Genomic DNA, 11,468 nt, shown 5'->3' on the forward strand with positions numbered 1-11,468 from the left:
CGCGACCCCGTTCCAGGCGTTCCGGAAGGTGATCGCCCCGTTGGCCGCGCCGGGGGTGGTGACCGCGGCGATCCTGGTGTTCATCTTCGCGTGGAACGACCTGCTGCTGGCGTTGTCATTGACCTCGACCGAACGGGCGATCACCGCGCCGGTCGCGATCGCGAATTTCACCGGGAGTTCCCAGTTCGAGGAACCCACCGGGTCGATCGCTGCGGCCGCGGTCGTGATCACCATTCCGATCATCATCTTCGTGTTGTTCTTCCAACGTCGAATCGTGGCCGGGTTGACCTCCGGCGCGGTGAAGGGATAAACCCATGGCAGACATCGTTTTGGACCACGTCAGCAAAACCTATCCCGACGGCTCGACCGCGGTGCATGAGGTGAATGTGGATATCGCCGACGGCGAGTTCATCATCCTCGTCGGCCCGTCCGGGTGCGGGAAATCGACCACCCTGAACATGATCGCCGGGCTCGAGGACATCACCAGCGGGGAGCTACGGATCGCCGGGCAACGCGTCAACGAACGCGCCCCCAAAGACCGCGACATCGCCATGGTGTTCCAGTCCTATGCCCTGTATCCGCACATGTCGGTGCGGGAGAACATCGCGTTCCCGCTGACCCTGGCGAAACTGTCGAAAGCCGAGATCGCCGCGAAGGTCGACGAAGCCGCCCGCATCCTCGACCTGGGGCCCTACCTGGATCGGAAACCGGCGAATCTATCCGGTGGGCAACGCCAACGCGTCGCGATGGGCCGGGCGATCGTGCGTTCCCCGAAGGCGTTCCTGATGGATGAACCGCTGTCGAATCTGGATGCGAAACTGCGGGTGCAGATGCGCGCGGAGATCTCCCGGCTGCAACAACGCCTGGGTACCACCACCGTCTACGTCACCCACGACCAAACCGAAGCCATGACCCTCGGTGACCGGGTCGTGGTCATGCGCTCGGGGTATGTCCAGCAAATCGGTTCCCCCCAAGAGCTCTACACCAACCCCGCCAACATCTTCGTCGCCGGCTTCATCGGCTCACCCGCCATGAATTTCCTGCCCGGACGACTCGGCGCCGACGGGGTGTCGACCCCGATCGGCACGATAGCGCTGCACGATCAGCAACAGGTCACCGATGCGGCAGCCCGGGTCAACAGCAACGGGGAGGTCCTCGTCGGTATCCGCCCCGAACACCTCGAAGACGCCCACCTCATCGATGCCGACACCTTGTCGCGGGGAAGGACGTTCACGGTCGGGATCGACGTCCTCGAATCCATGGGATCAGACAACTACGCCTACTTCCGCATCGACTCCCAGGGTCCGGCGAATGACGCACTCGCCGAACTGTCCGCCGACTCCGGTGCCACCCTCGGCGGCGGCGAAATGATCGCCCGACTCTCCCCCGAATCACAGATCCGCCGGGGTAGCACCGCCGAACTCTACTTCGACCCCACCAAGATCACCGTCTTCGACCAGCAATCCGGCGCGAGTCTGCGTGGTGCACCAGCGAATTCGGTTGCAGGCGGGCCGGCACTGTCGAAGGGATGAGCGCCGCGGTCGTCGACAGGTGATCATCGGCGCCGACGCCGAGGCTGTTCGCGGAGTTCGTCGATGATCTCGTCGTCCCAGATGTGCTTGCGCACCAGGCGATAGCGCTCGCACGCGAGCCACAGGTAGAGTTCGGCGTCGCTGTCGAGGTCGGACCGGACATCGGCGCGTCGGGCCATACGGATGACCGGCAGGAATTCCTCACCGAACCACCGCCGTGCCACCTCGGTACGGCCGAGGAATTCGCCCACCTCTTGGCTGAGACGGAAGCCCCAGGCCTCCACCGCCTCTGCGAGTTCGGCGTAGTCGAAGGGGTCGGCGAACCGGATGGTGTCGGCCTGTGCACCCGACAGCGGCACCCGCGACAGGAACAGGCGGCGGTGGTCCTTGAGGAGGAGGTCTCCGGGCACGTTGATGCCCTCGGGGGAGATGCGGGTGTGGATCTCGGTGACGTAGGCCTCGATGGTGTCGAGGTGACGGGCGATGGCAATCGAGATGCGGTGGTGTCCGTCGATGACGAAATGCATCCCACCGATCCGGTACAGCCGCACCGGGGGCATCGATTCACCGCGCCGCTGCGCGGCCGCGAGTCGCTGCCACCGGCTGCGAATCCGGGCCGAGGTCGGGCGGAAGTAGCGGTCGAAATCCTTGGTGCGGTCCACACTTCCGACGATCGAGGCCACCTCGACCGTCTGCAGTCCCAGGTAGGTCTCGCCGGTGCGGCCCAATGCGGCGACGACCTCGTCGAAGGGGAGGATCGCATTGACGTCGGCGGGTTGTCGGGTGAACCACTGTGTCAGCCGGGCGAGTTCGGCTTGCCGGCGCATCCGCTGGAAGTCGTTCTCGGCGTCGGCGTCCGGGAATCCGGTGTCACGAGCCATATCTGCGCCTCACGATCCTGAAATCTCCGGTTTCGGTGTCGAAATCGAACTGGCAGTAGCCGACGACGTTCATCGACACGGTATCGGTCCCGATGATCAGGTCACGCGGATGTGCACCGTAGGGATGGATGTGCCCGTGCACCATGATCTTCGGTCGGAGTCGGTCGACCAGTGGGTGGAAACACGAGAACCCGCGGTGCGGCCGGTCCTCGGCGTCGCCCACGCCGCGTGCCGGCGAATGGGTGAGCAGGATGTGCGGGCGGGTGGCACGCACACCGCCTCGGGCGCGCAACAACCACGACCGCAACCGTTGCTGCGCCTCGGTGTACTGATTGGGACCGGAGTTGTAGCGGATACTGCCCCCGAGGCCGCTGATCCGGACGCCGGCCGCCGTCACCGTCCGACCGTCGGCGTTGACCGCGCACTCGGGCCCGGGATAGCTGGTCGGCAATCCCGCGCGGGTCCAGCCGGCGCGCGAGGACCGGTAGCCGCGCAGATCACCGTCATGGTTGCCCGGAACGAATACACATGGCGCATCGCACAGGCTCGACAGCACGTCGAGATACTTGTAGGGAAGATCGCCCGCGCCCAGGATGAGGTCGGGTTTGGTCTCGATGCCCACCCCGAAGGTGAGTGACTCCACCACCTCGTCGGCGACCGCCAGGATGTTCACCACATGCACACCGTAATCGACCGTCGCCCCGGTGTGGAACGTCCGGATCGGGCGAGGAGTCGATGCGTCAGGCGGTCAGTTCGGTGATCACGTCGAACGCGAGGTGGTCGGCTTGCGCGAGGTACACCGGCTGACGGGTGTGCCGGCCACAGAGCTCGACCTCGCCCCGCGGTCCGCGGTAGGTCACGCCGCGCGTCGTCCGGCCGATCGTGGCGGTGTCGAGCGAGCCCCCGGCCCGGGCGAGCGCCGCGAGCAGCATCAGCCCCTCGTAACAGGATTCGCCGATGTTGTTCAATGCCGGTGCCGCGCGGCCGAATCGGCGCTCGTACCGGGACCCGAACTCGAGACCTTCGGGGGTGACCACACTTTCGAAGTATCCGCACGCCGTGTAGAGGTCGTGGGTGGCCTCGGCGCCGCAGCCGCACAGCACGTCCTCACCGATCATCATCGACAGCCGGATGTGCTGTTCGTCGAGACCCGCCGCGGCGAACGCACGGTGGAATGCGGCGGCGTCGGCGCCGACCATGAGGACGAGCACCCCGTCGGGGCGGGTGTCGGCAATCATCTGCAATGCAGACCCGAAATCCCGGCCGCGCAGCGGGACGAAGTGATCGTCGAGGAAGTCCATGTGCGCGCCATGGAGGAAGTCGCGGGTACGTGCAGAGGTCGCGCGAGGCCACACGTAGTCGTTGCCGATCACGCACCAGCGTCGGATTCCTCGGTTCTCGCGCAGCCATCGGATGGCCGGGAACAACTGCTGATCGGGGGTCTCACCCACCATGTACACGCCGTCGGCGTCCTCGCCACCCTCGTAGAACGTCGTGTACACGTATGGCACCCGCCCGGCCGTGTGCGGGGTGATCACGTTGCGCGCGTTGGACAGGTGCCACCCGATCACACTCTCCACGCGTCCGGTGGTGACGAGGCGGTCGACGGTGCCCGACAACCGGTTCAAGGGTGCGCCCGCATCGACGAGATGCACCCGAACCGGGCGGTCGAGGATGCCGCCGGCCGCGTTGACATCGGCGACGGCCAGTTCGGCACTCGCCTCGCACGAGGGACCGAACATGCCGGCCGGACCGCTCAGCGGTACTGCGAGAGCGACGTCGAGGGTGGCGTTGTCGCCTCTGAGAACCACTGGTGAGGCCACAACCGACTCCCGGGGTGGATACGTGCTGACCTGCACAGTGTCCCACGAATCGACGGTTGCGCAACGCCGGCTGCGCTGTCGCACCGGAGGGGTTCACGATACGATGGCTCATCATGTCCAGTGCCCCGAGTGCGCGTGCCGCTGCCGTCGAGGAGCTGTCACGTCTGCTGAATATCGCTGCGGCGCACCTTGACTCAGCGGTCGCAGCCGAGCTGGACGGTCTCACGACGGCGCAGTGGCACGTTCTGGCGGCGCTGGAGGGCGGAACGGGCAGGTCGATGTCGGAACTGGCTGCGGTCACCTTGTTGCCCGGGCCGAGCCTGACCCGCCTGATCGACGGGATGATCGACGAGAACCTCGTGCACCGGCGGCCCGACGAGACCGACCGACGTCGGGTGGTGGTCTTCGCCACCCGACGGGGCGCCATGCTCCATTCGCGGTCGAAGGCGCGCATCGCGCGCTCGTCCGCGGTTGCCGGGGTGATCGATGACGCCGACGGGCCGGGGGCCCGACTGGCGAGTGCTCTTGGCGCCCTTGGGGCGATGGATCTGACCGGCTGAGCGGAGTCGGGTCCGGTCGGAGTTCCTATGTCCGCCGGTCGAGGTGTGACGAGCGCAGCGAGGAGCCTCGAGTCCGGTTGTGCCGGTGCTGGTTCCGGAGTCGGCGTGTTTGTCGGTGGCAGTCGATAAGGTGTGGCGAGAGGTCCCTTTGCCCGCTGGTCGAGGTGTGACGAGCGCAGCGAGGAGCCTCGAGACCTGTTGCACCGCTGCTGGTTTTGGTCTCCAACACGCGTTGTCGGTGGCTGTCGTTAGGGCGTGGTAGTGATGGTGATCGGCGAGTTCGTGTTCATGGCGTCGTGCGGCGGGAGGAGGTGGTGATGACCGGAGAACGTGTCTCGATGGCGGGGTTGTGGTCGTCGCCGTCGGTGTGGCCGGTGCTGTTGGAGCCGATCCTCGTCGGCATCCCTGACGGTTCCGATATATGGGAAAGCCAGAGAATCTGGAAGTCCTGTTCCCCCGGGTTGCGGCGGATTCGGTTGACACCGCCACGGGTGCGACAGACACCGGCCGGTGGTGAGGATGAGGGTGATCCGGAGAAACCGGGCCCGCGGATACTGCGCGCACCCCGTCGTTCGACGCGGGTGGCGGCCAAACATGCCCGTCGCCGTGCCGAGCGGGAGCGCAACCGGCGCCGCCGCGAGAACGGCACCTCCGATATCCACACCCGCATCCACCGACAGGACTGAGCGGACGCGCCTAGAACGCCGAATGCGGCGCGCCCATCCCCGGGTCGATCTGCACCGGCCCCGATGTCGACGGGGCCACCGGAAAGTCGAAGATCGCGGTCGGGATGTACACCGTCGCACACGAATTCGGTATGTCCACCACTCCCGAGAGGCGTCCCTCGATCGGTGCCGAGCCCAGCAGCAGGTAAGCCTGCTCGGGGCTGTACCCGAACTTCGTCAGATAGTTGATGGCGTGCAGACATGCACGCTGGTAGGACAGGTCCGAGTCGAGATACCGCTGTTCACCGTCGAGGGTGACCGACGTGCCCGAGAAGGCAATCCACTGCGAATACTGCGGATCGGTGTTGCCGGGCATGAAGATCGCGTTCTCGCTGACGCCGTAGGTCTCCATCCCGCCCTTGATGAGGTCGACGTGGAGATCCATGAAGCCACCCATCTCGATGGCACCGCAGAAGGTGATCTCGCCGTCGCCCTGGGAGAAGTGCAGATCGCCGAAGGACAGGTTGGCGCCGGGCACGAAGACCGGATAGAAGACGCGGGTGCCCTTGGTGAGGTTCTTGATGTCCTGGTTACCGCCGTTCTCGCGAGGGGGAGCGGTGCGCGCTCCTTCGCCCGCGACCCGTGTGAACTCGTCGCCGGTCAGCGATCCGAGGATTGCGCCGTCGGGCTCCGGCGGAAGTGCCAGCGGGGGCACGCGGTTCGGATCGGTGGCGATGAGCGCGGCCTCGCGCGCATTCCACCGGCCGAGCAACTCCGCCGAGGGCGCCGTGCCCATCAGCCCCGGATGAACGATGCCCGTGTACTTCACATGCGGCACATGGCGACTCGTCGCCGACTGGCCGGCGAAGTCCCAGATCGCCTTGTAGGCGTCGGGGAACTGTTCGGTGAGGAAGCCGCCGCCGTTGAGCTTTGCGAAGATGCCGGTGTACCCCCAGCCCTGGCCTGCCAGCGGTCCCGAATCCTCCTGCGGGATGGGCCCGACGTCGAGGATGTCGACGATCAGCAGGTCACCCGGCTCGGCGCCCTCGATCGCGAACGGCCCCGACAAGGTGTGGACGTTGTTGAGTGGGGCGTTGAGGATGTCGTCGGCGGAGTCGTCGTTGTGGATCGCGCCGTCGAACCATTCCCGGCAATGTGCGCGAAAGGTGTCCCCGGGCTTGACGGTCACCGCGGGCGGGATGTCGGGATGCCAACGGTTGTGCCCGATGTGACGCTGCTCGGTGAAGGGCTTCGCGGAATCGAGGGGAAAGAGGAGCTCGGGCATCGACAGAACCTCCGTGAGACGTGGTTGTTTCCGGGTGGAACTATTCAACTACGTTCGTATCGGTTTCGCAGCCAATGCGCGTTACGAGCGTATGACGTTGTCTGAGTTCGCAGCTCAATCCGAGGCGGGATGACGCCGATCGGGCTAGGGTGGCGCACATGCCGACCTATGTGTTCCGGTGTGACCGGCGGTGCGCGATAGTCGAACGACACTATCCGATGGCTGCGGTCCCCGAGGCGATCGCCTGTCCCGACTGCGGGGATGCGGCGACGCGGAGGGTGCGGGCACCTGCGTTCGGTGCCGGCGCGAGTACCGCCATGCGGCTGCAGGACGCGACGCGCTCGAGCGCCGAGACGCCCGCAGTGGTCTCGTCCATCCCTACCGAAGCACGCAGACGGACGCCGGTGAGCGCTAATCCGCTGCACCGTCGACTCCCACGGCCCTGACGGCGCCGCTGCGATTACCGTGGGGAGTCGTGAGCGACTCCACCAGCGATGCCATCAACCGATTCCTCGTCGACTCGCTCGGCGGGGCGCCGCAGCGTGCGTCGGTGACCTTTCTCGGCGTGGAGCCGATCGACGTGGCTCGCTCCGTCGTCGGCTCCGAGGTCGTCTACGTGACGATCGGTTGTGCGCGGCATCCGATGACCGACCCGTCCGACCTGAACCCGGACCCGGTGCGCGGGCCGCGGGCCGAACTGGTTGTGCGTATGCACGCCGGTGCTGCGCTACCCGGTCTGCACCGACGGCTGGCGGCGCTGGCCGCGGCGCCGGCCGTCGAGGGGCTGGTGCTGGCCGCCGATGCGCTCCTCGATCTCGGTGAACCACTCTGGGACGGTGCGCCCTTCACCGCGGTGGTGATCGCCGACGATGATCTCGGAACGCTGGCGTTGCCTGCCCCGATGGACCCGGTGCGCTTCTTGCGGGCGATCCCGATCACCGCGAACGAAGCAGCATGGCTGCGCCTCAAGGGTGTCGAGGCGCTGCGTGAGGCGTGGGCCGAGGCCCGCATCGACCTCGCCGATCCGGCGCGGTCGCCGGCCACCATGTGATGGGCGAGTGGTTCAGCGACTCGACGTACGGAACTCGCCGGGGGTCAGTCCGGTCGATCGTTTGAAGACCTTGCTGAAGTTCGACTGGTCGTCGAAGCCGAGTGAGCGTGCCACGGTCGAGATCGAACCGGAGTCGTGTACCAACATTCGTTTGGCCTCCAACACCATTCGATCCTCGATCACCTGGCGCGGAGTCACGCCGAGATGAGCGAGCACCACTCGGTGCAGTGTTCGCTCCGAATAGCCGAGACGACGTGCGTACCACCGGGTGGATCGGCGCTGCGCATGGTGACGATCCACCTCGGCCCGGAACCGCCACAGCAGTTCGTGCCCGCCCCATTCGGACTTCGTGTCGCCGAGATCACGTGACGCCAGCATCATCAGTACACCCGAGGTCAGCAGGACCATCGCGGCGTCGTAGGCCTCGGCGTCGTGGCCGGCGAGATCCCGGTGGCGCCGATAGTGGGACAGGAGCATCGCGAAGTCCTGTGCAGCGCCCGAACCGTCGGCGGGCCAGTGCGACCGTGCCCATCCGCCGATCCGGTCCAGCCGATCGGTGAGCGCGGTGTCGAGCGCGGTGGCAGGCATCATGCACATGATCCCGTCGACGGCCGCGATGTCACCCCATCGCTGGACCTGGCCGGTATGTACCCACAAGACGTCACCGGGACCCAATTCGTACCGGGCGAAATCGACTTCATGAGTGATGGTCCCACGCTCGATCCACACGATGAGTTCGAAATCAATCCGTTGTGGCCCAGTAAATTCCGACTCATGGGCACCCTGCCGGAGTGCTTTGATCGTCGTGATCTCCAGCGAGTCGACGGGGCGGGAAAGCCGCCGGTACCGGATCTCACGGATCTCGGGTGTCTGTTTTCTACCAATGCCCGACACTCTACTACCGGGACATCGGCAGCTGCCGTTCCTAGGCTCGTCGATGGGTTGATCACGACCCGCTGTGACACGATCCCGGGCCAAACGGTCCGCGGTACACGTCTTGGAGGGCGATGAGGATGACGGGGATCAGGATGACGGGGATGGCCACGGCGTGGACAGTTCGTCGACGCGTTGCGTGCGACCGACGGGGACCTCGTCTATCTGCACGTCCACTCGGTGAACGGTCCCGGCGATCGCGGACAGGCGGTGGTCGACATCTTCCGCGTGGCCGACGGCAAGATCGTCGAGCACTGGGACGTCATCCAGGATGTTCCGTCGTCTGCGGCTAACCCGAACTCCATGTTCTGAAATCGGTTGCCGTACAATAGCTCACAGCCAGTGATTGCGCCGCAACGCCCCCCACAGCGCGCCGCAGACCGCCACCAGGAACAGGCAGACCAGACCGAAGCCCTGCGCATCGTGCATTCCCGGCAGGATGTCGAAGTTCATGCCGTAGAGGCCCGCGACCATCGTCGGGATGGCGCCGATCGCCACCCACGCGGAGATCTTGCGCATGTCGCTGTTCTGCTGGATGCCGACCTTCGCCGCGGCGGCGTCGAGAAGTGAGGACAAGACCTCGTCGTACTCCACGACGCGGTCGACGACGGTGGTGAGGTGATCGGCGACGTCGCGCAGATAGCGTCGGATCTCCTTGGGCACCAAGGGATTATTCGAGGTCAGCCGCGACAGCGGATTGGTCAGCGGGGTCACCGCGCGGCGAAGTTCGAGGACCTCGCGTTTGAGCAGATACACCGGCTCGATGTCGAGCCAGCGCTTCTTGTTGCCGAACACCGAACTCTCGATGGCGAGGAGGTCGGTTTCCATCCTCTCGCTGACCGCGAGGTAGCTGTCGACGACGAGGTCGGCGATGGCGTGCATGACCGCGGTCGGACCCAGGGCGAGGCGTTCGGGACGGGCCTCCATGCGTCGGCGTAATCCCGACAGGTGGGTGTGATCGCCGTGGCGCACGGTGATGACGAAGTCGGGGCCGGTGAAGATCATGATCTCGCCGGTCTCGACGACCTCACTGGCCTGCTCGATCGATTCGTGTTCGACGTACTTCACCGTGCGCAGCACCAGGAACTGGGTGTTGTCGTAGATCTCGAGTTTGGGGCGCTGGTGGGCGTGTACCGCGTCCTCGACGACGAGCTCGTGCAGTCCGAAGACCTCCGCCACGCCGGTCATCTGCTCGTCGTCGGGTGAATGCAGACCGAGCCAGACGAAACCCTCACCCGTACTGCGCACCTGTTCGAGGGCCTCGGAGTAGCCGATCCGTCCGGGCTGCCGATGCCCGTCGACGTAGACCGCGCAATCGACGATCGCGCGCGCGATGGGCACCGGGATCCTCGGTAGCGGCCGTCGCTCGCGGCGGCCGGTGGTGAATCCGAGGCCGGGGCGAAGATGGGGCATCGATGGCACGCCTGGGATGCTACGCGCCGCCCGTAAGATCAGCGCGTGTCCTTCGACGTCACGGTCTATACGACGACCCTGATCACCCTGCTGGTCATCATGGATCCGCCCGGGCAGATCCCCCTGTTCCTGTCGCTGGTCGGTCACCGGACCCCGGAGTACCGGCGCCGCGCCGCCTGGCAGGCCCCGCTGGTGAGTTTGCTGGTGATCAGTGTCTTCGCCATCGGCGGCAAGGCGATCCTGAACTACCTGCACATCGGTATCCCCGCCCTGCAGGGCGCCGGCGGACTGCTCCTGCTGCTGGTGGCGCTGCAGCTACTGACCGGGCTGGGCAGCGCCGGGTCGCCGCAGGCCTCCGAGGACGTCAACGTCGCGCTGGTGCCGCTGGGCACACCGCTGCTCGCCGGACCAGGCGCGATCGCTGCGGTCATCGTCGGGGTCAGCGGGGTCTCCGGTGACGCGGGCGGCTACCTCGCGATCGCGGCCGCCATCGTCAGCGTGCACATCGTCGTCGCGATCGTGTTGCGATACTCGACGGTGCTGATCCGCATCCTCGGTGTCGGCGGCATCACCCTGTTGGCCAAGATCGCCGGTCTGTTGCTGGCGGCCATCGCCGTGCAGCTCATCGCCGACTCGGTGGCCGGGTTCATCGCCGCCGGCGGGTGAGCGGCACGCTACGGTGAGTGCCGTGCGACATCGAGTGCGCCGCGGCGCGGCCCCGGCGATCCTGGCAGCCGTCCTGGTGCTGGTCGCCGCGCTCGCCGGATGCGGCAGCGGCGGAGACGATGCGGGCCCGGACGAGAGCAGGCCATTGGTGATGGGTGCCTCCGGGACCCCGGAGTCGCTCGTGATGGCACAGATCTATGCGGGCGCGTTGCGCACTGCGGGTGCACACGTCTCGGTCGAGCCGAGGATCGGCGGCGACACTGCACAACTCGACGCGATGCAGCGCGGTGAGGTCGATCTCTTCCCGGCATTCACCGGTCGGTTGCTGGCCGAACTCGCGCCGTCGCTGGCGCAGGCGGCGGACTCGCCCGTCTCCCCGGCGCCGTCCACGCAGCCCGCCGCCGAGGGCGCCGCCGCCGGTGACCCCAACTCCGACGCTCTCTACGTCGACCTGAATCATTCTCTGCCGCAGGGGGTCTCGGTCGGCGATGCGACGCCGGTGAGTGCCACCCCGCAATTGTTCGTCGCGACGTCGCTGGCCGCAACGGCCGGGGTGAGCGACCTGTCGGGGTGCGGGCGGCTGCCCGCCGACCTCCCGGTGGTCACCACCGGGGAGCCCGATCCGGCGACCCTGCGCGCCTTTACCGACGCCGGATGCC

At 66.6% G+C, this 11,468-nt stretch carries 15 protein-coding genes; 8 read left to right on the plus strand and 7 right to left on the minus strand.

Going from position 1 to position 11,468, the window contains the following annotated elements; translation table 11 throughout:
* Positions 1-310: ABC transporter permease subunit (locus tag B1964_RS06880; RefSeq protein ID WP_139765649.1), on the plus strand; the 310-nt coding region annotated here is incomplete at its 5' end.
* Positions 311-314: 4 nt separating this feature from the next.
* Positions 315-1,532, plus strand: coding sequence for a sn-glycerol-3-phosphate ABC transporter ATP-binding protein UgpC (gene ugpC / locus B1964_RS06885; RefSeq protein WP_079929312.1), 1,218 nt, complete (start codon positions 315-317; stop codon positions 1,530-1,532).
* Positions 1,533-1,555: 23 nt separating this feature from the next.
* On the opposite strand, the gene B1964_RS06890 is transcribed toward ugpC, so the two are convergent.
* The 3 genes from B1964_RS06890 to B1964_RS06900 all read right to left on the minus strand — a co-directional run bounded on the left by B1964_RS06890 (position 1,556) and on the right by B1964_RS06900 (position 4,236).
* The gene (locus tag B1964_RS06890; RefSeq protein WP_014359601.1) at positions 1,556-2,413 is read right to left on the minus strand and encodes a hypothetical protein; all 858 of its coding nucleotides are present in this window, start codon (positions 2,411-2,413) and stop codon (positions 1,556-1,558) included.
* Entirely contained in the window at positions 2,403-3,089 is a 687-nt protein-coding gene (locus B1964_RS06895) for a metallophosphoesterase (protein ID WP_079929313.1), read from the minus strand. The genes B1964_RS06890 and B1964_RS06895 overlap by 11 nt, the downstream gene beginning before the upstream one ends.
* Before the next feature lie 64 nt (positions 3,090-3,153).
* Positions 3,154-4,236, minus strand: coding sequence for a substrate-binding domain-containing protein (locus B1964_RS06900; RefSeq protein WP_253193912.1), 1,083 nt, complete (start codon positions 4,234-4,236; stop codon positions 3,154-3,156).
* A 113-nt stretch (positions 4,237-4,349) separates the two neighbouring features.
* On the opposite strand from B1964_RS06900, the gene B1964_RS06905 reads away from it, so the two are divergent.
* On the plus strand, positions 4,350-4,796 hold the full coding sequence (locus B1964_RS06905) for a MarR family transcriptional regulator (protein WP_079929321.1): 447 nt from the start codon (positions 4,350-4,352) through the stop codon (positions 4,794-4,796).
* Positions 4,797-5,113: 317 nt separating this feature from the next.
* Positions 5,114-5,482, plus strand: coding sequence for a hypothetical protein (locus tag B1964_RS06910; protein ID WP_139765650.1), 369 nt, complete (start codon positions 5,114-5,116; stop codon positions 5,480-5,482).
* A gap of 10 nt (positions 5,483-5,492) precedes the next feature.
* Here B1964_RS06910 and fmdA read toward each other — a convergent pair whose 3' ends face one another.
* Both fmdA and B1964_RS31545 read right to left on the minus strand, forming a co-directional pair.
* Positions 5,493-6,746 carry a formamidase gene (gene fmdA, locus B1964_RS06915; RefSeq protein ID WP_079929316.1) on the minus strand — a complete coding sequence of 418 codons (1,254 nt, stop codon included), beginning with the start codon at positions 6,744-6,746 and terminating at the stop codon, positions 5,493-5,495.
* 211 nt (positions 6,747-6,957) lie between these two features.
* Positions 6,958-7,122, minus strand: coding sequence for a hypothetical protein (locus tag B1964_RS31545; RefSeq protein ID WP_172398769.1), 165 nt, complete (start codon positions 7,120-7,122; stop codon positions 6,958-6,960).
* Positions 7,123-7,221: 99 nt separating this feature from the next.
* On the opposite strand from B1964_RS31545, the gene B1964_RS06920 reads away from it, so the two are divergent.
* Positions 7,222-7,797 (plus strand): suppressor of fused domain protein, encoded by a 576-nt coding sequence (locus B1964_RS06920; RefSeq protein ID WP_172398770.1) that lies wholly within the window; start codon positions 7,222-7,224, stop codon positions 7,795-7,797.
* A 12-nt stretch (positions 7,798-7,809) separates the two neighbouring features.
* On the opposite strand, the gene B1964_RS06925 is transcribed toward B1964_RS06920, so the two are convergent.
* Positions 7,810-8,691: a helix-turn-helix domain-containing protein gene (locus B1964_RS06925; RefSeq protein WP_079929318.1), complete on the minus strand. Its 882-nt coding sequence runs from the start codon at positions 8,689-8,691 to the stop codon at positions 7,810-7,812.
* A 174-nt stretch (positions 8,692-8,865) separates the two neighbouring features.
* Between B1964_RS06925 and B1964_RS29940 the strand changes: the two genes are divergently transcribed.
* Complete coding sequence (locus B1964_RS29940; RefSeq protein ID WP_253193914.1) at positions 8,866-9,042, plus strand: hypothetical protein; 177 nt, start codon at positions 8,866-8,868, stop codon at positions 9,040-9,042.
* Between the two features lie 21 nt (positions 9,043-9,063).
* Here B1964_RS29940 and B1964_RS06930 read toward each other — a convergent pair whose 3' ends face one another.
* Positions 9,064-10,143: a magnesium and cobalt transport protein CorA gene (locus B1964_RS06930; protein ID WP_172398771.1), complete on the minus strand. Its 1,080-nt coding sequence runs from the start codon at positions 10,141-10,143 to the stop codon at positions 9,064-9,066.
* A 45-nt stretch (positions 10,144-10,188) separates the two neighbouring features.
* On the opposite strand from B1964_RS06930, the gene B1964_RS06935 reads away from it, so the two are divergent.
* Entirely contained in the window at positions 10,189-10,809 is a 621-nt protein-coding gene (locus B1964_RS06935) for a MarC family protein (protein ID WP_079929320.1), read from the plus strand.
* Positions 10,810-10,831: 22 nt separating this feature from the next.
* Positions 10,832-11,468, plus strand: a 637-nt coding sequence (locus B1964_RS06940; protein ID WP_290440680.1) for a glycine betaine ABC transporter substrate-binding protein, incomplete at its 3' end; no start/stop codon positions are given.

Source organism: Gordonia sp. i37, from assembly GCF_002043085.1.
GTDB classification, from domain to species: domain Bacteria; phylum Actinomycetota; class Actinomycetes; order Mycobacteriales; family Mycobacteriaceae; genus Gordonia; species Gordonia polyisoprenivorans.

Coding starts and splice junctions, on each gene's coding strand:
- B1964_RS06905 (WP_079929321.1), top strand. CDS start 4,350: ATGTCCAGTGCCCCGAGTGCGCGTGCCGCTGCCGTCGAGGAGCTGTCA.
- B1964_RS31545 (WP_172398769.1), bottom strand. CDS start 7,122: ATGGACGAGACCACTGCGGGCGTCTCGGCGCTCGAGCGCGTCGCGTCC.
- B1964_RS06910 (WP_139765650.1), top strand. CDS start 5,114: ATGACCGGAGAACGTGTCTCGATGGCGGGGTTGTGGTCGTCGCCGTCG.
- fmdA (WP_079929316.1), bottom strand. CDS start 6,746: ATGCCCGAGCTCCTCTTTCCCCTCGATTCCGCGAAGCCCTTCACCGAG.
- B1964_RS06930 (WP_172398771.1), bottom strand. CDS start 10,143: ATGCCCCATCTTCGCCCCGGCCTCGGATTCACCACCGGCCGCCGCGAG.
- ugpC (WP_079929312.1), top strand. CDS start 315: ATGGCAGACATCGTTTTGGACCACGTCAGCAAAACCTATCCCGACGGC.
- B1964_RS06890 (WP_014359601.1), bottom strand. CDS start 2,413: ATGGCTCGTGACACCGGATTCCCGGACGCCGACGCCGAGAACGACTTC.